The sequence below is a fragment of the Frigidibacter sp. MR17.24 genome (assembly GCF_037095655.1).
GTDB lineage: Bacteria > Pseudomonadota > Alphaproteobacteria > Rhodobacterales > Rhodobacteraceae > Frigidibacter.
The window spans coordinates 176,981-198,335 of record NZ_JBAWKE010000006.1 but is presented as its reverse complement, the minus strand read 5'-3'; the positions used below and the strand labels follow the sequence as shown (position 1 = coordinate 198,335).

At 71.4% G+C, this 21,355-nt stretch carries 15 protein-coding genes; 11 read left to right on the top strand and 4 right to left on the bottom strand.

Going from position 1 to position 21,355, the window contains the following annotated elements; translation table 11 throughout:
- Positions 1–125 precede the first annotated feature (125 nt).
- Complete coding sequence (locus V8J39_RS18015) at positions 126–1,907, top strand: SLC13 family permease (protein ID WP_336462335.1); 1,782 nt, start codon at positions 126–128, stop codon at positions 1,905–1,907.
- Positions 1,908–1,918: 11 nt separating this feature from the next.
- On the opposite strand, the gene V8J39_RS18010 is transcribed toward V8J39_RS18015, so the two are convergent.
- Together V8J39_RS18010 and V8J39_RS18005 are read right to left on the bottom strand one after the other, a co-directional pair.
- Positions 1,919–2,908, bottom strand: coding sequence for a bile acid:sodium symporter family protein (locus V8J39_RS18010; protein ID WP_336462334.1), 990 nt, complete (start codon positions 2,906–2,908; stop codon positions 1,919–1,921).
- A 124-nt stretch (positions 2,909–3,032) separates the two neighbouring features.
- Positions 3,033–4,961, bottom strand: a complete 1,929-nt coding sequence (locus tag V8J39_RS18005) for a DEAD/DEAH box helicase (RefSeq protein WP_336462333.1) — start codon at positions 4,959–4,961, stop codon at positions 3,033–3,035.
- 446 nt (positions 4,962–5,407) lie between these two features.
- Here V8J39_RS18005 and V8J39_RS18000 point away from each other — a divergent pair, with 446 nt between their 5' ends.
- A complete protein-coding gene (locus V8J39_RS18000) occupies positions 5,408–5,662 on the top strand; it encodes a hypothetical protein (RefSeq protein ID WP_336462332.1) in 255 nt (84 codons plus the stop codon).
- A 115-nt stretch (positions 5,663–5,777) separates the two neighbouring features.
- Here the strand turns inward: V8J39_RS18000 and speB are convergent, their stop codons facing one another.
- Positions 5,778–6,755: an agmatinase gene (gene speB, locus V8J39_RS17995; protein ID WP_336462331.1), complete on the bottom strand. Its 978-nt coding sequence runs from the start codon at positions 6,753–6,755 to the stop codon at positions 5,778–5,780.
- 244 nt (positions 6,756–6,999) lie between these two features.
- Here speB and xdhA point away from each other — a divergent pair, with 244 nt between their 5' ends.
- The 9 genes from xdhA (at position 7,000) to V8J39_RS17950 (ending at position 18,454) form a co-directional block, all read left to right on the top strand.
- A complete protein-coding gene (xdhA, locus tag V8J39_RS17990; RefSeq protein WP_336462330.1) occupies positions 7,000–8,364 on the top strand; it encodes a xanthine dehydrogenase small subunit in 1,365 nt (454 codons plus the stop codon).
- Entirely contained in the window at positions 8,361–10,793 is a 2,433-nt protein-coding gene (xdhB, locus tag V8J39_RS17985) for a xanthine dehydrogenase molybdopterin binding subunit (RefSeq protein ID WP_336462329.1), read from the top strand. The genes xdhA and xdhB overlap by 4 nt, the downstream gene beginning before the upstream one ends.
- A complete protein-coding gene (gene xdhC / locus V8J39_RS17980) occupies positions 10,790–11,689 on the top strand; it encodes a xanthine dehydrogenase accessory protein XdhC (protein WP_336462328.1) in 900 nt (299 codons plus the stop codon). Before xdhB ends, xdhC begins: the two co-directional genes overlap by 4 nt.
- Positions 11,686–13,269: an ABC transporter ATP-binding protein gene (locus V8J39_RS17975; protein WP_336462327.1), complete on the top strand. Its 1,584-nt coding sequence runs from the start codon at positions 11,686–11,688 to the stop codon at positions 13,267–13,269. The genes xdhC and V8J39_RS17975 overlap by 4 nt, the downstream gene beginning before the upstream one ends.
- Positions 13,266–14,348: an ABC transporter permease gene (locus V8J39_RS17970; protein WP_336462326.1), complete on the top strand. Its 1,083-nt coding sequence runs from the start codon at positions 13,266–13,268 to the stop codon at positions 14,346–14,348. The genes V8J39_RS17975 and V8J39_RS17970 overlap by 4 nt, the downstream gene beginning before the upstream one ends.
- Complete coding sequence (locus tag V8J39_RS17965) at positions 14,345–15,262, top strand: ABC transporter permease (RefSeq protein ID WP_336462325.1); 918 nt, start codon at positions 14,345–14,347, stop codon at positions 15,260–15,262. The genes V8J39_RS17970 and V8J39_RS17965 overlap by 4 nt, the downstream gene beginning before the upstream one ends.
- A 61-nt stretch (positions 15,263–15,323) precedes the next feature.
- Entirely contained in the window at positions 15,324–16,403 is a 1,080-nt protein-coding gene (locus tag V8J39_RS17960; protein WP_336462324.1) for a BMP family ABC transporter substrate-binding protein, read from the top strand.
- Between the two features lie 104 nt (positions 16,404–16,507).
- Entirely contained in the window at positions 16,508–17,578 is a 1,071-nt protein-coding gene (locus V8J39_RS17955; RefSeq protein ID WP_336462323.1) for an NAD(P)/FAD-dependent oxidoreductase, read from the top strand.
- A gap of 108 nt (positions 17,579–17,686) precedes the next feature.
- Positions 17,687–18,454, top strand: coding sequence for a glycoside hydrolase family 25 protein (locus V8J39_RS17950; protein WP_442902611.1), 768 nt, complete (start codon positions 17,687–17,689; stop codon positions 18,452–18,454).
- A 283-nt stretch (positions 18,455–18,737) separates the two neighbouring features.
- Here V8J39_RS17950 and V8J39_RS17945 read toward each other — a convergent pair whose 3' ends face one another.
- The gene (locus tag V8J39_RS17945; protein ID WP_336462321.1) at positions 18,738–21,239 is read right to left on the bottom strand and encodes a GcvT family protein; all 2,502 of its coding nucleotides are present in this window, start codon (positions 21,237–21,239) and stop codon (positions 18,738–18,740) included.
- Positions 21,240–21,355: the final 116 nt, after the last annotated feature.

The window sequence follows — 21,355 nt, the reverse complement described above, 5'->3', positions numbered from 1 at the left end:
GGCAAGCGTCGCGAAGTCTTCGCGAATTTCCATCCGCCGGGCCGGAACCGCAGGCCGCCGCGCCGCCTTGTGCCCCAGCGGCCGCATCCGGGCCGCCTTCCCCGCACAGGCTTCCGGCACAGGCGATGACGTCAGACCAGATCACCCTCGTATCCATCTTCGCCCTTGTCGTCGCGCTGCTGATCTGGGGCCGGTGGCGCCACGACCTGGTCGCCTTCGCCGGGCTGATGGCCGCCGTCGTCGCCGGGATCGTTCCCGCCGACGACGCCTTCTCGGGCTTCGCCCATCCCGCGACGATGACGGTCGCGCTGGTGCTCGTGGTCTCGGCCGGGCTGATGCGCACCGGCGCCGTCAACCTGCTCGGGCGCCACCTCACCCGCCCCGAGGCGCCGGTCGCGCTGCATCTCGCGCGCATCGGCGGCGTCGGCGCGCTGATCTCGGCGGTGATGAACAACGTCACCGCGCTGGCGCTGCTGATGCCGCTCGACATCCAGACCGCGCGCAAGGCCGGGCGGGCGCCGTCGCTGACGCTGATGGCCGTGGCCTTCGCCACGATCCTCGGCGGCATGGTCACGCTGATCGGCACGCCGCCGAACCTGATCGTCGCGGGCTTCCGCGCCGAGGCCGGCGGCACCCCGTTCCGCATGTTCGACTTCGCCCCGGTGGGCGGCGCGGTGGCGGTGGCGGGGCTGGCCTTCATCTGCCTCGTCGGCTGGCGGCTGCTGCCGCGGCGCGACGATGCCGAGGGGGCCGGCAACCAGTCGAAGATGCGCCAGTACGTGGCCGAGCTGGTGGTGCCCGAGGACAGCCGCGCCGCCACGCTCAGCCGCGCGGACCTCGAGGAGGCGGCGCAGAAGGCCGACGCGACGCTGGTCGCGCTGACCCGGCGCGGGCGGCGGGTCTATGCGATGGGCGGCACCGCCACGGCCGAAGTGGGCGACATGCTGCTGATCCACGCCGTCCCCTCCGCGCTCGAGGAGCTGCGGCTCGAACTGGGGCTGTCCTATCCCGACGGGCGCGAGGCCGACGCGCCGATGGTCGCGCGCGAGGGCCAGACGATGATCGAGGTCGTAGTGTCGACCCAGTCGCGGCTGGCGGGCCTGACCGCGCGGCAGCTGCGGCTGGGCCAGGAACACGACTCGGTCCTGCTGGGGATCATCCGGCGCGGCCGGACGATCCGGTCGCACCTGCGCGCGACGCGGATCGAGCCGGGCGACATCCTGCTGCTGCTGGTCCCCGAGGCGCAGGCCGAGGCGATCGTCGACTGGCTGCACGTGCTGCCGCTCGACGGGGCCGAGCCGGTGGTGAAAGAGCGCAGCGCGCGCTTCGCGATCGGGCTGTTCGTGCTGGCGATCGCGGTGGTGGCGACGGGCTGGATCTCGATGCCGGTGGCGCTGGGGATCGTGCTGGGCGGCTATGTCCTCGGCGGGGTGCTGACGGCCGAGGAGCTTTACGACCATGTCGACTGGCCGGTGATCGTGCTTCTGGGCGCGCTGATGCCGCTGGGCATGGCGATGGACACCACCGGCACCTCTGGCCTGATCGCCGAGGGCATCGCCCGGATGACCGACGGGCTGGCGCCCTGGGTGGCGGTCGCGGTGCTGCTGGTGGCGACGATGTGCCTGTCGGACGTGCTGAACAACAATGCCACGGCGATCCTGGCGGCGCCGGTCGGCATCCGGCTGGCCGAGGCGACGGGCACCAATCCCGACACCTACCTGATGGCGGTGGCGGTCGGCGCCTCCTGCGCGTTCCTGACGCCGATCGGGCACCAGAACAACACCATCGTGCTGGGCCCCGGCGGCTACCGCTTCACCGACTACTGGCGGATGGGCCTGCCGCTTGAGGTCATAGTGGTCGCGGTCGGCCTGCCGGTGCTGCTGCTGGTCTGGCCGCTGGCAGGCTAGGCGCGGGCAGGTTAGGCGCGGGCGGGCGCGCCCTCGCCCGCCAGCCGCGCGGCGCCGCGCTGGGCCACGACGGCGCAGACGAACAGCTGCGACAGGTGATAAAGCATCGTCGGCAGCACCACGGCGCCCAGCGTCGCGGCCGGGAACAGCGCGGTCGCGATCGGCAGGCCGCTCGCCAGGCTCTTGGTCGAGCCGCAGAAGAACAGCACCGCCCGGTCCTCGAACGCCATGCCGGTGGCGCGGCCAAGGCCCGCCATCGCCAGCATCGCCAGCGCGAGGAACGCCACCACCACGAGATAGAGCGTCACCAGATCGGCCGGCGACAGCACGTGCCACAGCCCCGCGACCGTGCCCGCCGAGAAGGCCGAGTAGACGATCAGCAGGATCGAGCCGCGGTCGACGACCATGGTCAGGGTCTTGTGACGGGCGACCCAGCCGCCGATCCAGCGCCGCAGCAGCTGGCCGATGACGAAGGGCAGCAGGATCTGCATCGCGATCTTGACCGCCGCGTCGCCCTGCACCGTGGCGCCGCCCTGGTGCAGGATCACCGTCACCAGCACCGGCGTCAGCACGACCCCGACCAGGTTCGACACCGAGGCCGCGCAGATCGCCGCCGGCACGTTGCCCCCCACCATCGAGGTGAAGGCGATCGAGCTTTGCACGGTCGAGGGCAGCACCGACAGGAACAGGATCCCCAGGCGGGTCTCGGGCGTCAGCAGCGGACCCGCGGCCCAGGTGATCGCCAGGCCCAGGATCGGGAACATCGCATAGGTGACGACGAAGGTCAGCGCCTGCAGCCGCCAGTTCATCAGCCCGGCCCGCACCGCGGCGGCATTCAGCTTGGCGCCGTACAGGAAGAACAGCAGCGCCACCGCCCAGAACGTGACCTGCTTCAGCCCGTCGGCGAAAATGCCCCGCACCGGCAGCACCACCCCCAGCACCACCGTCGCGATGAGCAGGAGCATGTAGGTGTCGATGCCAAGCCGCTTCAGGAATGCCATGGGGTCAAGCTCCGGAACTGGGAGAGCGGCCGGGACGCGCAGGGTCAGGCCGGGGGGATCGATCTCCTCTATCCTTCCCGGCACGGGAAAGGCAAGCCGGCAGGCCCGCCTCTCCCGGTCGCGGTCACTTGCCCTTGAAGCCGCCGGGCTTGCCCTTGGCGCCGAACTTCGCGCCGCCGGGCTTGCCGCCGAACTTCGCACCGGCCGGCTTGGCGCCGAACTTGGCGCCCGGCTTGCGCGACGGCTGCGGCTGCCAGCCGCCGGGGTTCTCGCCGCCGTCACGGGCGTATTTCGGGCGCGGCGCCGGGCGCTCGGCACCTTCGGTGCGCTCGGGGCGCGGCCCCTTGGCCCAAGGCTTGGCGCCTTTCGGACCGGGGCGGTCGTCGCCCTCGGCGCGCGGACCCTTGGCCCAGGGCTTGCCGCCCTTGGCGCCGCCCGGCTTCGGCCCGAAGCTCTTGCGCGGCCCCGGGTGATAGGCGGTGCCCTGGGGCGCCGCGTCGAGCTTCGTCAGCGACAGGCCCTCGGCGATCTCGCGCGACGGGCCCAGCGCCTCGAGGAACGCGGGCACGACCTCGGCCGCGATCTCGACATAGGTCTCTTCGGGGGCGATGCGGATCGCGCCGATCTCGCGGCGCGAGATGCCGCCCGCGTCGCAGACCTTGGGCATGATCCACTTGGCCGAGGCATTGCGCTCGCGCCCGATCGGCAGCGAGAACCAGACCGAGGGGCCGAAGCCCGCGCCCGGCTCGGCCCGCGCCGCGACCGGGTTCAGATCCTCGGGCGCCGAACGCTGGCCGCGCCACAGCCGCAGCATCGCCAGCGCCGTCGCCTCGGCGCCCTTCTCGGCCAGAAGCCGGCTCACCGTCGCGGTTTCCGCCTCGGTCGCGACCTCGGCCCAGACCGGGTCTTCCAGCAGCCGGGTGTCGTCACGCTCCAGCACCGCCTCGGCCGAGGGCGCGGGCTCCCAGATCGCTTCCAGCTTGGCGGCCTTCAGCGTCCGCTCGGCCCGCCGCATCGCCCGCGGCGGCACGATCAGCGCCGAGATCCCCTTGCGCCCGGCCCGGCCGGTGCGGCCCGAACGGTGCAGCAGCGCCTCTTCCGACAGCGGCAGCTCCGCGTGGATCACCAGATCGAGGTTCGGCAGGTCGATGCCGCGCGCGGCGACATCGGTCGCGACGCAGATCCGCGCCCGGCCGTCGCGCATCGCCTGCAGCGCGTGGCTGCGCTCCTGCTGGCTCAGCTCGCCCGACAGCGCCACCACCGAGAAGCCGCGGTTCGACAGCCGCGACACCAGCCGCGAGACCGCGGCGCGGGTGTTGGCGAAGACGATCGCGTTCGGCGCCTCGTGGAAGCGCAGCAGGTTGGTGATCGCGTTCTCCTCGTCGCGCTCGGCGACCATCACCGCCCGGTACGAGATGTCGGCATGCTTGCCGCCCGGCGCGGCGACGGTGATGCGCTCGGCATCGCGCTGGAAGGTGCGGGCCAGGTGCTCGATCTCGGGCGAGACGGTGGCCGAGAACATCAGCGTCCGGCGGCTTTCCGGCGCGGCGGCGAGAATGGTCTCGAGGTCTTCGCGGAAGCCGAGGTCCAGCATCTCGTCGGCCTCGTCCAGCACGACGGCGCGCAGCTCCGACAGGTCGACCGAGCCGCGGCGCAGGTGGTCGCACAGCCGGCCGGGCGTCGCCACGAGGATATGCGCCCCGTCGATCAGCGCGCGCCGTTCCGCCCGCGCGTCCATCCCGCCCACGGTCGAGGCGATGACGGCACCGGCGCCGGCGTAAAGCCAGCCAAGCTCGCGCTTGACCTGCAGCGCAAGTTCCCGCGTCGGCGCGATCACCAGCGCCAGCGGCGCGGCCGGCACGCCAAGGCTCTCGCCCTCGCCCAGCAGTTCGGGCGCGATGGCAAGGCCGAAGCCCACCGTCTTGCCCGACCCCGTCTGCGCCGAGACCAGAAGGTCGCGGCCGGCATAGGTCTCGCCGGTGACGACCTCCTGAACGGGGGTCAGCGAAGTGTAGCCGCGTGCCTCGAGGGCCGTGGAAAGCGTCGTTTTCATCGTGATGTCCTGCCGACCTGTGCCCGGGAATCCGCGAACCCGGTGCCTCCGGGCCAATGGCGGGGAACGGCCGGCATGGCCCCCCGCGGGATCGGAGGCACCTACAGCGCCCCGCCGCCGGGGTAAAGCGCCAATGTCGCCGGCGCTGCGGCAAATTGTCGTCAAGTTACATCTGAACCGATCGGTGCACAGGCCAGTGTGCGCGCTAACAGCGCGGTTTTCCGCCCGCCGCCCCTTCCGCCGCGACATCTCGCCGCCTATCTTCCGCTCACCTCCTCCGGGGGAGGGTCGGCGCCGCGCGATGCGGTGCCCCGGTCCCCGGACGTCCGACATCAGCCGCCCGTCCTCCACCGCCTGGCCGCGGGGATGAGGCCTGCGCGACCGCGCCCCACCCGGGGGGCGGCGCATGGGTTCAGGGCGCCCTACGCGAGAATGGAGACCCGACTATGTTCATGCGTTACACCCTGCGCGCCGAAGGCCACCCGGTCGAATTCAGCATCGAGACCGACGCGGCGCGCGACCCGCGCGACGTGTTCCTGGCGCTGGCCGAGGAAAACGGCCTGGTCCCCGGACAGGCGCAAAGCTTCACCCGCCAGGGCCCGCCCGAGGTCCGCACCGGCTTTGCCGGCGAAAGCGGCGCCGCCACGATCTGGGTGCCCGCGCCCGAGGAAGACATCCTGGGGCTGGTCCGCTCGGCCTGAGCGATCCTGTCAGCACACCCGCAACGCGCGCCCCGGCCGGGCGCGCGTTTTTCGTTGGCGGTCGTTCGGGGGGCGGCCGTTCGGGGGGCGGACCTTCTGGGGTGGGCCTTCGCCGTCAGCCCCGGCCGCTGCCGCCGCGCCGGGTCCAGCCCCATAGGCAGATGAGTTCCAGCGCGACATGCGCCCCCGCGATCGCGGTCGCGCCGGTGGTGTCGTAGGGCGGCGAGACCTCGACCACGTCGCCGCCCAGCAGCCGGATCCCGGCCAGATCGCGCAGGATCGCCGCCGCCTGCCAGCTGGCGAGCCCGCCCCAGACCGGCGTGCCGGTGCCCGGGGCGAAGGCCGGATCCAGCGCGTCGATGTCGAAGGTCAGGTAGCAGGGCCGGTCGCCGACGATGGCGCGGATGCGCTCGGCCACGCGGGCGGCGCCCTGCTCGTGCACCTCGCGCGCGGGGATCTGGGCGATGCCCATCGTGTCGGGATTGTCGGTGCGGATGCCGACCTGCACCGAATGCGCCGGATCCACGACGCCGGTCTTCACCGCCTTGTAGAACATCGTGCCATGGTCGATCCGGGTCAGGTCGTCATCCGCCCAAGTATCGGAATGGGCGTCGAAATGGATCAAGGGGATCGGCCCGTGACGCTCGGCATAGGCCTTCAGGATCGGAAAAGTGATATAGTGGTCACCGCCCAGCGTGATCGTCCCCGCGCCCTGGGCCAGGATGCCGCGGATATGGGCGGTCAGCGTGTCGGGAAAGTCCGACACCTTGGCATAGTCGAAGGCGAGGTCGCCGCAATCGGCGATCGCGAACTCGGTCATCGGGTCGTAGCCCCAGTCGAAGGGCGCGTCGAAGGCCATCAGGCTCGAGGCCTCGCGCACCGCCCGCGGGCCGAACCGGGTGCCGGTGCGATGCGTCACCGCCTGGTCGAAGGGCACGCCGGTGACGGCCAGGTCGTAGCCCGCAAGGTCCTTGGTATAGCGCCGGCGCAGGAAGCTCGTCGCGCCGCCAAAGGCGTTCTCGTAGGCCAGCCCGCGCGGCTCGGCGCGCGTGAACCCCATGTCGACCTGCGTCTTCGCGTCTTCCAGTGCCATGCCCGCGCCTCCTGCCGCCTGTTGCCCCCTCTGCCTAAGGCCGCCCGCCGAGACCGACAAGAGCGGGCCGGCAAGAGCGGGCCGGCAGGACCGGGCCGGCGAGGGCGATTCCAGAGCGGACCCGGGCCGGAAAACCCCTTTACAGACCATGGAGCGCCCGCGAAACTCGGGCGCAGGGGCCGCTTTACGCCGCATCGGGCGCCCCCCGCCCGTCGCGGCGCGACAGACAGCGGCAGGTTCATCCATGCCCGAAATCGCGTTTCACCTGAACGGAACGCCCGTCCGCGTCGAGCTTGCGGATCCGACGCGCACGCTGCTTGACCTGCTGCGCGAGGATCGCGGCCTGACCGGCACCAAGGAGGGCTGCAACGAGGGCGACTGCGGCGCCTGCACGGTGATGGTCACCGACGCGGCCGGAACCCGGGCGCTGAACGCCTGCATCCTGTTCGTGGCCCAACTGCATGGCCGCGCGGTCACCACCGTCGAGGGCATCGCCGCCCCCGACGGCCGGCTGCACCCGGTGCAGCAGGCGATGGTGGACCACCACGGCTCGCAATGCGGCTTCTGCACGCCGGGCTTCATCGCCTCGATGGCGACGGCACACCTGAACGGGCGGACCGACCACGACGACCAGCTGGCGGGCAACCTGTGCCGCTGCACCGGCTATGCCCCGATCGTCCGCGCCGCCGAGGCCGCCGCGGCCGAGCCGGTGCCGGACTGGATCCGCGCCGCCGCCCCTGCCGAGACCGGGCCCGCGCCGCTCGCCCCGGCGACGGCCGATGCGCTGGCCGCGGCGCTCGCGGCCGATCCCGGCGCGCTGCTGGTCGGCGGGGCGACCGACGTCGGCCTTTGGGTGACCAAGGAGCTGCGCCGCCCCGAGCGGCTGATCTTCCTGCATGCCTGCCGCGAGCTTCAGCGCATCGACGAGACGGCGACCGGCTTCCGCGTCGGGGCCGGCGTCACCGTGCAGCGGCTGCGCGCGGCGACCGAGACCGCGCTGCCCGCGCTCGCAGGCTACCTGCGCCGCTTCGCCTCGGAACAGATCCGCGGCGCGGCGACGGTGGGCGGCAACATCGCCAACGGCTCGCCGATCGGTGACCTGCCGCCGGCGCTGATCGCGCTGGGCGCCACGCTCACCCTGCGCCGCGGCGCGCAGCACCGCACGATCCCGCTCGAGGCGTTCTTCCTCGATTACCGCAAGCAGGACCGCGCCCCCGACGAATTCGTGCATTCGGTCGATTTCCGTAAAACGAACGGCAATTTCCGCGCCTACAAGATCTCGAAAAGGTTCGATCAGGACATCTCTGCGGTCGCGGCCGGCTTCGACATGATGCTGGACGAAGGCGTGGCCACCGGCGTTCGCCTTGCCTTCGGCGGCATGGCCGGCACGCCGAAACGCGCCCGCGCCGCCGAGGCCGCGCTCGAGGGCCGGGCCTTCGGCCTGCCCGAGATCCACGACGCGATGGCGGCGCTGGCCGAGGATTTCGCGCCGATGTCGGACATGCGCGCCTCGGCCGGCTACCGGCTGCGGGTGGCGCAGAACCTGCTGCTGCGCTGGTGCCACGAGCTGAACGGCGAGCCGGTCTCGGTGCTGGAGATGGGGGCATGAGCGTCGGCCGCCCCCTGCCCCACGACAGCGGCCTGCTGCATGTCACCGGCCGCGCCCGCTATGTCGACGACCAGCCCGCGCCCGAGGGCACGCTGCACCTGGCCTTCGGCCTGTCGACCTGCGCCCGCGGCAGGATCACCGCCTGCGACCTGCGCGCGGTCCGCGCAGCCGAAGGCGTGGTCGCGGTGCTGTCCTCTCGTGACTTCAAGCACATGCCGGATTGCTCGCCCTCGCTGCACGACGAGCCGCTGCTGGCTTTGGGCGAGGTGCACTATATCGGCCAGCCGGTGTTCCTGGTGATCGCGACCAGCCACCTGGCCGCCCGCCGCGCCGCGCGGCTGGGCCGGGTCGACTATGCCCCCGAGCCGGCGATCCTGACCGTCGAGCAGGCGATGGAGGCCGGCAGCCGCTTCGAGGGCGGGCCGGTGATCTGGCAGACCGGCCAGCCTTCGACCGCGATCGCCGCCGCGGCCCATGTCGTCGCCGGCGAGATCGAGATCGGCGGACAGGAGCATTTCTATCTGGAAGGCCAGGCCGCGATGGCGCTGCCGCAGGAGGATGGCGGCTGCCACGTCCTGTCCTCGACCCAGCACCCGACCGAGATCCAGCACAAGGTGGCCGAGGCGCTTGGCCTGCCGATGGCGATGGTCCGGGTCGAGATGCGGCGGATGGGCGGGGGCTTTGGCGGCAAGGAAAGCCAGGGCAATGCGCTGGCCGTGGCCTGCGCCGTGGCCGCGGCGCGCACCGGGCGGCCTTGCAAGATGCGCTATGACCGCGACGACGACATGGTCATCACCGGCAAGCGCCACGACCTGAAGATCCGCTACCGCGCCGGGGCCGATGCCGAGGGCCGGCTTCAAGGCGTCGAATTCACGCATCTCTTCCGCTGCGGCTGGTCGATGGACCTCAGCCTGCCGGTGGCCGACCGGGCGATGCTGCACGCCGACAACGCCTATCGCATCCCCGCGATCCGGATCGAGAGCCACCGGCTGCGCACCAATACCCAAAGCGCCACAGCCTATCGCGGCTTCGGCGGACCGCAGGGCGTGCTGGGGATCGAGCGGGTGATGGACCACCTGGCCCACGCGCTGGGGATCGACCCGGTCGAGCTGCGCCGGCGCAACTATTACGCCGAGGCCGGGCCGGTGGTGATGGCGCCCGCCCCCGCCCTGCCGGAGCCCGAGCCGATGACGCTCGAGGGTGCCGAGCCGGGCACCGACCTTGCCTCGCGCGGGGCCGAGGCCGTGGTGGCGGGCCATGCCGTCAGCGCCAGCGCCGCGACCGGAAGCGACACCGGCAACAGCACCCCCTACCACATGGAGGTCGAGGATTTCATCCTGCACGGCCTGACCGAACGCTTGCAGAAATCCGCCATCTACGAAGGTCGCAGGGCCGAGATCGCGGCCTGGAACCAGACAAATCCGATCCTGAAGCGCGGAATCGGCTTCAGCCCGGTCAAGTTCGGCATCTCGTTCACGCTGACCCATCTCAACCAGGCCGGGGCGCTGGTGAACGTCTACCAGGACGGCTCGGTCGGGCTGAACCACGGCGGCACCGAGATGGGCCAGGGCCTGCACCGCAAGGTGAGCCAGGTCGCGGCCTCGGTCTTCGGCATCCCCGCCGACCTCGTGCGCATCACCGCCACCGACACCGGCAAGGTGCCCAACACCTCGGCCACCGCGGCCTCGTCGGGGGCCGATCTGAACGGCATGGCGGTCAAGGCCGCCTGCGAGACGATCCGCACCCGCATCGCCGAGCATCTGGCCCGCGCCCATGACGCCCATCCCCGCGACGTGCATTTCGAGGCCGGGCGCGTCGCCATCGGCCTGACCGACCTGCCCTGGGCCGAGGCCGTGGCCGCCGCCTATCAGGGAAGGGTCTCGCTGTCGGCCACCGGCTTCTACGCCACGCCGAAGATCACCTGGGACCGGCTTGCCGGCCGGGGCCGCCCGTTCCTGTACTTCGCCTATGGCGCCGCGATCACCGAGGTCGCGATCGACACGCTGACAGGCGAGAACCGGATCCTGCGCACCGACATCCTGCACGATTGCGGCGCCTCTCTGAACCCGGCGCTGGACGTGGGCCAGATCGAGGGCGGCTATGTGCAGGGCGCGGGCTGGCTGACGACCGAGGAGCTGGTCTGGGACGGCAACGGCCGGCTGCGCACCCATGCGCCTTCGACCTACAAGATCCCCGCCTGCTCGGACCGGCCGCGGGTGTTCAATGTCGCGCTGTGGGACGGGGCCAACCGCGAACAGACGATCTACCGCTCGAAGGCCGTGGGCGAACCGCCTTTCATGCTTGGGATTTCCGCCTTCCTCGCGCTGTCGGACGCCTGCGCCGCCTGCGGGCCCGGCTATCCCGCGCTCGATGCCCCCGCCACGCCCGAGCGCATCCTGCAGGCCATCGCCCGGGCGGCCGGCGCATGAGCATCCGCATCCTCGTCGCCGCCGTCGCGGGCTCGGCCCCGCGCGAGCCGGGGGCCGCGATGACCGTCACCGCGACCGGCCAGCAGGGCACGATCGGCGGCGGTGCGCTGGAATGGCGCGCCGTGGCCGAGGCCCGCGCGATGATCGGCCAGCCGGGCGCCCGGGTCCGGCGCTGGCCGCTGGGGCCCGAGCTGGGCCAGTGCTGCGGCGGCGCCGTGACGCTGGTGTTCGAGCCCGAGGCGGCGCTGCCCCCGCCCGAGGACGGGCTGTGGCTGCGCCGGGTCGAGGGGACCGCGCCGCTGCCGCTGCCGCTGCACCGGCTGCGCGCCCGCGCCCGGGCCGAGGGGATCGTGCCCGCCGCCCCGGTCCTGTCGGGCGGCTGGCTGGCCGAGGCCGCGCCGCGCGCGGGCCGGCCGCTGTGGATCTGGGGCGCGGGCCATGTCGGGCGGGCGCTGGTCGCGGTGCTGGCGCCGCTGCCGGATCTGGCGATCACCTGGCTCGACACCGCGCGCGACCGCTTTCCCGACCGCCTGCCCGAGGGTGTCGCGATCCGCATCGCCGGGGCCGAGGCGATGGCCGCCGCCCCGCCCGCGGCCGAGCATCTGGTGCTGACCTTCTCGCATGCGCTCGACCTCGAGATCTGCCACCGGCTGCTTGGCCACGGCTTCGCGCGGGCGGGGCTGATCGGCTCGGCGACCAAGGCGGCGCGGTTCCGGTCCCGGCTGCGCGCGCTGGGCCATTCCGACGCCCAAATATTGCGCATTGCCTGTCCGATAGGCGATCCTTCCCTCGGCAAGCACCCGCAGGCCATTGCCGTCGGCGTCGCCGCGCGGCTACTGAGGGGCGAAGACAGGGTGGCCGCGCCCGTCGCAGGCGAGGGGCGCGCGGAGGCATGAGGGACGGGCAAGTGACGGGCGAGACGCCGCTTCTGGCGATCCGGGGGCTGACGAAGGCCTATCCCGGCGTCGTCGCCAATGCCGATGTCAGCTTCCGGATCGCCCCGGGCGAGGTCCACGCGCTGCTGGGCGAGAACGGCGCCGGCAAGTCGACGCTGGTCAAGGCGATCTACGGGCTGGTCAAGCCCGACGCGGGCGAGATGCGGATGCTGGGCGCACCCTATGCCCCGGCCGATCCGCGCGCCGCGCGCGCCGCGGGCGTGGCGATGGTGTTCCAGCACTTTTCCCTGTTCGAGGCGCTGACGGTGGCCGAGAACGTCGCGCTGGGCATGGAAGATCCGCCCAAGCCCCGCGATCTCGCCCGCCGCATCGCCGAGGTCAGCCGCGCCTATGGCCTGCCACTGGACCCCGCGCGGCTGGTGGGCGATCTCTCGGCCGGCGAGCGCCAGCGGGTCGAGATCGTGCGCTGCCTGCTGCAGGACCCCAAGCTGCTGATCATGGACGAGCCGACCTCGGTCCTGACGCCGCAGGAGGTCGAGATCCTGTTCGCCACCCTGCGCCAGCTGTCGGCCGAGGGCACGGCGATCCTCTATATCTCGCACAAGCTCGAGGAGATCCGCGCGCTTTGCGACGGTGCCACGATCCTGCGCCGCGGCAAGGTCGTGGGCGCCTGCACCCCGCGCGAGGTCTCGGCCCGCGAGATGGCCGAGATGATGGTGGGCCAGACCCTGACCCCGCCCGAGCGCGGCCAGCCAGCCATGGCCGAGGGCGAGCCCGCGCTCGAGGTCGCGGGGCTGTCGGTCGCCTCGCCGATCCCGTTCGGCACCGCGCTGAAGGACATCCGCTTCACCGTCGCCGCCGGCGAGGTGCTGGGCATCGCCGGCGTCGCGGGCAACGGCCAGGACGAGCTGCTGCTGGCGCTGTCGGGCGAGCTTGCGACCGCGCCCGCGATGATCCGCGCCGCCGGCCGCGACGTGGGCGCGCTGGGGCCGAACGCCCGGCGCCGGCTGGGCTTCGTCTCGGCGCCCGAGGAACGGCTGGGCCATGCCGCGGTGCCGGCGATGAGCCTTGTCGAGAATGCGCTGCTGTCGGGCGCGATCCGGCGCGGGCTGGTGCGGATGGGCCTGATCGACTGGAAGAAGACCCGGGCCTTCGCCGAGGAGGTGATCGCCGATTACGACGTGCGCACGCCCGGGCCCGGGGCGGCGGCGCGGTCGCTGTCGGGCGGCAACCTGCAGAAATTCGTGGTCGGGCGCGAATTGGCGCAGGGCCCGAAGGTGATCTTGATCAACCAGCCGACCTGGGGCGTCGACGCGGCCGCGGCGGCCGCGATCCGGCAGGTGATCCTGAACCGCGCGGCCGAGGGCGCGGCGGTGGTGGTGATCAGCCAGGACCTTGATGAACTTCTGGAAATATCCGACCGCTTCGCCGCGCTGAACGGCGGGCGCATGACCAGCCCGCGGCCGGTCAAGGGGCTGACGATGGACGAGATCGGGATGATGATGGGCGGCGCGCACGGCATGGGCGCCGCCGCCCCCGAGGCGGGCGGCATCGCCCATCCGCAGGTGACGCGCGCATGATCCGGCTGGAGAGACGCCCGCAGCCCTCGCGCGGCTGGGTCATCGCGACCCCGGTGCTGGCGGTGATCGCGACGATGATCGCGGGGGGGCTGCTGTTCGCGGTGCTGGGCAAGAACCCGGTCGAGGCGATCCGCACCATCTTCTGGGACCCGCTCTTTGGCGATTACGCCAGCTATTCGCGGCCGCAGCTGCTGGTGAAGGCGGGGCCGCTGATCCTGATCGCGATCGGGCTGTCCTTCGGCTTTCGCGCCCAGATCTGGAACATCGGCGCCGAGGGGCAGTACATGGTCGGCGCGCTGGCCGGCGCGGCGGTGGGCCTTGCGGCCTATCCCACCGAAAGCCCGCTGATCTTCCCGGCGATGGTCGTCGCGGGCGCGCTGGGCGGGTTCGTGTGGGCGATGATCCCGGCGCTGCTGAAGATCCGCTTCGGCACCTCGGAGATCCTCGTGTCGCTGATGCTGGTCTATGTCGCGCAGCAGCTGCTGTCGGCCGCGGCCTTCGGCTTCCTGCGCAACCCCGAGGGCATGGGCTTTCCCGGCAGCCGCAACTTCGGCGACTATCCGGCCGCCCACAATCCCGAGCTGGTCGCGGGCACCGGCCTGCACTGGGGCGGGATCGCCGCGGTGCTGGCGGTGATCGTGGCGCAGGTGGTGTTCTCGCGCTTCCTGTTCGGCTTCCAGATCCGCGTCGCGGGCGAGGCGCCGCGCGCGGCGCGGTTCGCGGGCGTGCGGCCCGGCGCGATGACGCTGGCCTGCCTGGGCATCTCGGGCGCGCTCGCGGGGCTGGCGGGGATCTTCGAGGTCACCGGCCCCTCGGGACAGATCACGACGGAATTCGCCTCCGGCTACGGCTTCACCGCGATCATCGTGGCCTTCCTCGGCCGGCTGAACCCGGTGGGCATCCTGCTGGCGGGCCTCTTGATGGCGCTGACCTACATCGGCGGCGAGATCGCGCAGCTGATGCTGTCCTTGCCCTCGGCCGCGATCCAGGCCTTCCAGGGGATGCTCCTGTTCTTCCTGCTCGCCTTCGACGTGCTGGCGAATTTCCGGGTCCGGCTGGGCCGAAAGGTGGCGGCATGATCATCGACCCCGTCCTGCTGACCGTCTCGCTCGTCGTCGCGGCGACGCCGATCCTGCTGGCCGCGATCGGCGAGCTGGTGGTGGAGCGCGCGGGCGTGCTGAACCTCGGGGTCGAGGGGATGATGATCGTCGGCGCGATCACCGGCTTCGCGACCGCGGTGCAGACCGGCTCGCCGGTGCTGGGCTTCGTCGCCGCCGCCGCCGGGGGCGCGGCGCTGTCGCTGGTCTTCGCGGGGCTGACGCAGGGGCTGCTGTCGAACCAGGTGGCGACGGGGCTGGCGCTGACTCTGTTCGGCATCGGCTTCTCGGCCCTGATCGGGCAAAGCTATTCCGGCGTGCGGCCGCCGTCGATCGGCGGGCCGCTGTTCGGGCCGCTCGCGGGGCTGCCGGTGATCGGGCCGGTGCTGTTCGGCTACGACTGGGTCGTGTACCTCGCGCTGCTGCTGGTGCTGGGCACGGGGCTGTTCCTGGCGCGGACCCGGGCGGGGCTGATCCTGCGCGCGGTCGGCGAGAATGCCGAGGCCGCCCATGCGTTGGGCTATCCGGTGGTGCGGGTGCGCACGCTGGCGATCGCCTTCGGGGGGGCCTGCGCGGGTCTCGGCGGCGGCTATCTCAGCCTGGTGCGGGTGCCGCAATGGACCGACGGCATGACCGCGGGCGCGGGCTGGATCGCGCTGGCGATCGTGGTCTTCGCCAGCTGGCGGCCGGGCCGGGCGCTGTTCGGGGCCTGGCTGTTCGGCGGCATCTCGGTGCTGCAGCTGCGGCTGCAGGCCGCGGGCATCGCCATCCCGGCGCAGTACCTGGCGATGGCGCCCTATCTTGCCACCATCCTCGCGCTGGTGATCCTGTCCTGGAAGGGCGGCCGGGGCCTTGCGCCCGCCGCGCTCGGCAAACCGTTCCACGCCGCCCGCTAGGGCGGCCGTTCCGAAACGCCGTGCGGCACTCGCGGCACGACAGATGAGAGGGAGACTTTCCATGAACCGCAGACAACTGCTGAGCACCGCCGCGGCCGCGACCGCCATCACCGCCCTGCCCCGGCTGGCCTTCGCCCAGGCCAAGCCCAAGATCGGCTTCATCTATGTCGGCCCGATCAACGACGGCGGCTGGTCGCAGCACCACCACGAGGCGGCGACGAAGATGAAGGAGCATTTCGGCGACGCGGTCGAGATGGTCTATCAGGAGTCGGTGCCCGAGGGCGCCGATGCCGAGCGCGCGATCACGCAAATGGCCCTGACCGGCTGCAGCCTGATCTTCACCACCTCGTTCGGCTTCATGGACGCGACGCTGAACGTGGCCAAGAAATTCCCCAAGGTGAAGTTCGAGCACGCGACCGGCTACAAGACCGCCGAGAACATGGCCGTCTACAACGCCCGCTTCTACGAGGGCCGCGCCGTCTGCGGCCACATCGCCGGCAAGATGACCAAGACCAACAAGATCGGCTACCTCGCCTCGTTCCCGATCCCCGAGGTGATCATGGGCATCAACTCGACCTTCATCCACGCGAAGAAGGCCAACCCCGACGTCACGATCTCGGTCGTGTGGCTGTCGACCTGGTTCGACCCGGCGAAAGAGGCCGACGGCACCCAGGCGCTGCTCGACCAGGGCGTCGACGTCGTGCTGGCCCATACCGATTCGACCGCGCCGCTCGCCACGCTGCAGAAGGCCGGCGCCTATGGCTTCGGCCAGGCCGCCGACATGATCGACTATGCGCCCAAGCCGCGCCTGTCCTCGATCATCGACAACTGGGCGCCCTACTACATCGAGCGGGTGCAGGCGGTGATCGACAATTCCTGGGCCACGGCCAACAACTGGTACGGCATCAAGGAAGGCATGGTGGGCATCGGCGAATTCTCGTCCGAGATCCCCGAGGAGGTCCGCGCCGAGGCCGCCAAGCTGGAACAGGACATCGTCTCGGGCGCCTATCACCCGTTCACCGGCCCGCTGAAGAAGCAGGACGGGTCGGACTTCCTGGCCGAGGGCGAGGTGGTCGACGACGGCACGCTTGCCGGCATGTCGTTCTATGTCGAGGGCATCACCGACAAGATCCCGAGCTGAGGCGCGGGGCCGCCCGGCCGGGGATGCCTCCGGCGGGGATATTTGGACCAATGCGAAAGGGGCGCCGCGAGGCGCCTCTTTCCACGTCGGACGGAGCGGAGAGAATGCGCGATTTCCTGATCATCGGCGGCGGCATCGCCGGCATCGTCGCGGCGGCGCGGCTGTCCGAGCTGGGCTCGGTCGTGCTGATCGAGGCCGAGACCTCGACCGGGTATCATGCCTCGGGGCGCTCGGCCGCGCTGTTCGAGCCGAACTACGGCCTGCCGCCGGTGGTGGCGCTGAGCCGCGCGACCGGGCCCGCGCTTGCCGAGGCGGGCGTGCTGTCGCCGCGCGGGATGCTGTTGCTGGGCGCGCGCGAGACCGCGCAGGACTTCGCCGCGGACGTGGTCGGGATGGAGCTGGACGAGATCGGCGTCGACGAGGCGGTGGCGCGGGTGCCGGTGCTGGACCCGGCCGGGTTCGACCGCGCGGCGCTGGGGGCGCATGCCTTCGACATCGACACCGACCTGTGGATGCAGGGCCTGCTGAAGGCCGCCCGCGGCCGCGGGGCCGAGGTGCTGACCGGCCGGCGGGTGGGCGCGATCGCGCGGGTGCCGGGCGGCTGGCAGGCGACGACGCCGGCGGGAACGGTCGAGGGCCGGCAGATCGTGAATGCCGCCGGGGCCTGGGCCGACGCGATCGCGGCGATGGCCGGGATCGGGCCGCTCGGGCTCGTGCCGCATCGCCGCTCGGTCGCGCGGATCGCGGCGCCGGGCGGGCACGACCTGTCGGGCTGGCCGATGATCTTCGGTGCGGGCGAATCGTGGTACGCCAAGCCCGATGCCGGGGCGCTGATCGTCTCGCCGGCCGAGGAGGAGCCGATGGCGGCGCAGGACGCCTGGCCCGAGGACATGGTGCTGGCCGAGGGGCTGGCGCGCTGGCAGGCGGTGTCGCGCGTCGAGGTCACCCGGCCGGTCGCCGCCTGGGCCGGGCTGCGCACCTTCGCGCCCGACCGGGTGCTGGTGATCGGGCCCGATCCGCGGGCGGCGGACTTCCTGTGGATGGCCGGCCAGGGCGGCTATGGGTTCCAGACCTCGGCCGGGGCCGGGCAGCTGCTGGCCGACCTGGTCGCGGGGCGCGCGCCCGCCCTGGAGGCGGCCACGGTCGCGGCACTGTCACCTTCGCGACTCACCTGAGGTCTTGGCGAAATCGTGATCGCGCGCGACCGATGACGCGCGCGCCGTTCCATGCGACAAGGCGGCGCATGAGATCGGCCGCTTCGGGCCGGCAGGGACGAGGCCGTGATGATCCAGCAGCTCCGCGCAGTCGCCGCGGCAGGACTTTTCGCATTTCTGGCAGCCTGCGGCGGCCCGCCGCCGGGCATTCCGCCACAGTTTTCCGATGCCGCGCCCCATGCCTGGCGCGGACGGATGCCGATCCACTACGACATCCACGGTGTCGACGTGTCGCGCTATCAGGGCGAGATCAACTGGTCGGCGGCCGGTCGCGGCGGCGTGTCCTTCGCCTTCATCAAGGCGACCGAGGGCGGCGACCTGGTCGATCCCTACTTCACCCGCAACTGGACCGCGGCGCGGATCGCCGGGGTGCCGCGCGGCGCCTACCACTTCTACTATTTCTGCCGCACCGCCGAGGAACAGGCCGCCTGGTTCATCAGCCATGTCCCGCGCGAGCCGGGCGCTCTGCCCCCGGTGCTGGACATCGAATGGACGCGCTCGCGCACCTGCCCGGTGCGGCGCGAGCCGGAGTGGTACCGCTCCGAGGCCACGCGCTTCGTCAACATCCTGCACCAGTACTACGGCCAGCGCCCGGTGATCTACACCACCGTCGACTTCTTCCGCGAGAACGAGATGTGGCGCATGGGGCCCGAGGAATTCTGGCTGCGCTCGGTCGCCGGGCATCCCTCGGCGGTCTACCCGGGCCATGCCTGGGGCTTCTGGCAGTGGACCGGCACCGGGCTGGCCGACGGCTTCTCGGGCCAGGTCGACCTGAACGCCTTCGCCGGCAGCCGGTCGGACTGGCTGGGCTGGCTTGCGCGGCGCAGCCAGCGCTGACGATCATGGCCGCCCCCCGGGAACGGGAGGGCGGCCACTGTTTCCCAAAAGCCACGATGCGCCGGCGACGACAGGCCCGGCGTTTGGCAGGGCGCGCGAATGCTGCGACACTGTCCGCGCATTCAATGACCAAGTTACACCGCGACCCTAGTTCCGTACGATTTTCAGGTCAGCCCGCTGCCGCCACCGGTTTCCCCGGCCCGCGGCAGCGGGTTTTTCATGTCGGGCCCGCGGCAAGGCTGCCGCACGGGCCCGCGAGTGCGGGCCCGCCCGTCGCGCCGGTTCAGCCGTCGACGCGGATGCTGACGTTCTTGGGATCGTAGGGGCTGTCCTCGACCACCTCGGCATCCCATTCCTGCAGCAGCATCTTCACCTTGAGCCTGGTGCCGACCTCGGCGAGGTCGGGGCGCACGTAGCCCAGGCCGATCTGCTTGCCGAAGGCCACCGAATAGCCGCCCGAGGTCAGGCGCCCGACCTTCTCGCCGTTCGACAGGATCGCCTCCTTGCCCCAGGGATCGGCATCCGCCGGGCCATCGATCAGCAGCGTCACGAACTTGGCCCGGATCCCGGTGTCGAGCATCGCCTGCTTGCCGGTGAACTCCTTGCCGAGGTCGACGAACCGGTCGAGGCCGCCTTCCAGCGGCGTCGCGTCGCGCCCGAGGTCCGAACCGAAGGCGCGGTACGACTTCTCCTGGCGCAGCCAGTTCTGCGCCCGCGCGCCGACAAGCTTCAGCCCGTGCTTCTCGCCTGCGGCGACCAGCTGGTCCCACAGGTAGCGGCCGAACTCGACCGGGAAGTGCAGCTCCCAGCCCAGCTCGCCGGTATAGGCCACGCGGATCGCGCGCACCGGGCACATGCCCAGCTCGATGTTGCGCATCGTGAGCCAGGGGAAGCGCTTGTTCGACAGCACCGTCGCCGGGTCGGCGTCGCAGACGATCTCGTTCAGGATCGCGCGGGCGTTCGGGCCGGCGATGGCATAGACGCCCCACTGGGTGGTGACGTTGTGGATGTCGATATAGCCGCCGCCCGCCGCCATGAAGTCCTCGGCCGACTTGCGCAGGAAGTCCGCGTCATAGTCGGTCCAGGCCCCGGCCGAGACGAGGTAATAGTCGTTCTCGGCGATCCGCACGATCGTGTATTCGGTGCGGACGGTGCCCTTTTCGGTCAGCGCGTAGGTCAGGTTGATCCGGCCGACGCTCGGCAGCTTGTTGCAGGTGAACTGGTCGAGGAAGGCGGTCGCGCCCGGGCCGCGCAGCAGGTGCTTGGTGAAGGCCGAGGCGTCGATCAGGCCGGCGGTCTCGCGGATCGCCTTCGCCTCGGCCTCGGCATATTGCCACCAGCCGCCGCGGCGGAAGCTGCGCGCGTCGTGGTCGAAGCCCTCGGGCGCATCCTTCGGCCCGTAGTAGTTCGGGCGCTCCCAGCCGTTGACTTGGCCGAACTGCGCGCCTTCCGCCTTCTGGCGGTCATAGGCGGGCGCCGTGCGCAGCGGGCGCGCCGCCTCGCGCTCTTCGTCCGGGTGGTGAAGGATGAAGACGTGCTCGTAGCATTCCTCGTTCTTCTTCACCGCATAGTCGGTGGTCATCCACGAGCCGTAGCGCTTGGGATCGAGCGAGGCCATGTCGATCTCGGCCTCGCCTTCCGTCATCAGCTGGGCGAGGTAGTGGCCGGTGCCGCCCGCGGCGGTGATCCCGAACGAGAACCCTTCCGCCAGCCACATGTTGCGCAGGCCCGGCGCCGGTCCCACCAGCGGGTTGCCGTCGGGGGTGTAGCAGATCGGACCGTTGAAATCGTCCTTCAGGCCCACCGTCTCGGACGAGGGCAGACGATGGATCATCGACATGTACTCGGCCTCGATCCGCTCGAGGTCGAGCGGGAACAGGTCGGCGCGGAAGCTGTCGGGCACGTCGTACTTGAAGCAGGCGGGCGCGTTGCGCTCGTAGGGGCCGAGGATCCAGCCGCCGCGCTCCTCGCGCACGTACCACAGCGCGTCGGCGTCGCGCAGCACCGGGTGCTCGGGGTTGCCGGCCTTGCGCCATTCGACCAGCGCCGGGTCCGGCTCGGTCACGATGTACTGGTGCTCGACCGGGATCGCCGGGATCTTGATGCCCAGCAGGCGGGCGGTGCGCTGGGCGTGGTTGCCGGTCGCGGTCACCACGTGCTCGGCGCGGATCTCGAAGGTCTCCTCGCCCGGGATCAGCATGCCGCCCTTCTCGACCATCCGGCGGCCCGAGACGATCCATTCCGACCCGGTCCACTGGTAGCTGTCGACCTGGGCCTTGCGCACGATCTCGACCCCGCGCTGGCGCGCGCCCTTGGCCATGGCCTGGGTCACGTCGGCGGGGTTGATGTAGCCGTCCTGCGGGTGGAACAGCGCGCCCTTCAGATCCTCGGTGCGCAGCAGCGGCCAGCGCTCCTTCATCTGCGCGGGCGTCAGGAATTCATGGTACACGCCCGCGGTCTCGGCGACCGAGGAATACAGCATGTATTCGTCCATCCGCGCGTCGGTCTGCGCCATGCGCAGGTTGCCGACGATCGCGAAGCCCGCGTTCAGGCCGGTCTCGGCCTCGAGCGTCTTGTAGAAGTCGACCGAGTACTTGTGGATGTGGGTGGTGGCGTAGCTCATGTTGAACAGCGGCAGCAGACCCGCGGCATGCCAGGTCGAGCCCGAGGTCAGCTCGTCGCGCTCCAGCAGCATCGTGTCCCAGCCCGCCTTGGCCAGGTGATAGGCAATCCCGTTTCCGACGGCGCCACCACCGACGACAAGGGCACGGACATGGGTTTTCATGGGGCGACTCCTGCGCATGAACCTGCCCCACAGATGCCAGAAAGCCATCGCCGCACGATGACTCGCACGACATTCACGAGCCAAAAGCGACATGGCCCCGGGCCGGCACGGAAATC

Bases quoted from the DNA above. Each gene is read 5' to 3' on its own strand.
- V8J39_RS18005 (WP_336462333.1), bottom strand. From the start codon at position 4,961: ATGAAAACGACGCTTTCCACGGCCCTCGAGGCACGCGGCTACACTTCG.
- V8J39_RS18010 (WP_336462334.1), bottom strand. From the start codon at position 2,908: ATGGCATTCCTGAAGCGGCTTGGCATCGACACCTACATGCTCCTGCTC.
- speB (WP_336462331.1), bottom strand. From the start codon at position 6,755: ATGGCACTGGAAGACGCGAAGACGCAGGTCGACATGGGGTTCACGCGC.
- V8J39_RS17970 (WP_336462326.1), top strand. From the start codon at position 13,266: ATGATCCGGCTGGAGAGACGCCCGCAGCCCTCGCGCGGCTGGGTCATC.
- xdhC (WP_336462328.1), top strand. From the start codon at position 10,790: ATGAGCATCCGCATCCTCGTCGCCGCCGTCGCGGGCTCGGCCCCGCGC.
- V8J39_RS17945 (WP_336462321.1), bottom strand. From the start codon at position 21,239: ATGAAAACCCATGTCCGTGCCCTTGTCGTCGGTGGTGGCGCCGTCGGA.
- xdhB (WP_336462329.1), top strand. From the start codon at position 8,361: ATGAGCGTCGGCCGCCCCCTGCCCCACGACAGCGGCCTGCTGCATGTC.
- V8J39_RS17975 (WP_336462327.1), top strand. From the start codon at position 11,686: ATGAGGGACGGGCAAGTGACGGGCGAGACGCCGCTTCTGGCGATCCGG.
- V8J39_RS17960 (WP_336462324.1), top strand. From the start codon at position 15,324: ATGAACCGCAGACAACTGCTGAGCACCGCCGCGGCCGCGACCGCCATC.
- V8J39_RS17955 (WP_336462323.1), top strand. From the start codon at position 16,508: ATGCGCGATTTCCTGATCATCGGCGGCGGCATCGCCGGCATCGTCGCG.
- xdhA (WP_336462330.1), top strand. From the start codon at position 7,000: ATGCCCGAAATCGCGTTTCACCTGAACGGAACGCCCGTCCGCGTCGAG.
- V8J39_RS18000 (WP_336462332.1), top strand. From the start codon at position 5,408: ATGTTCATGCGTTACACCCTGCGCGCCGAAGGCCACCCGGTCGAATTC.
- V8J39_RS17965 (WP_336462325.1), top strand. From the start codon at position 14,345: ATGATCATCGACCCCGTCCTGCTGACCGTCTCGCTCGTCGTCGCGGCG.
- V8J39_RS17950 (WP_442902611.1), top strand. From the start codon at position 17,687: ATGATCCAGCAGCTCCGCGCAGTCGCCGCGGCAGGACTTTTCGCATTT.
- V8J39_RS18015 (WP_336462335.1), top strand. From the start codon at position 126: ATGACGTCAGACCAGATCACCCTCGTATCCATCTTCGCCCTTGTCGTC.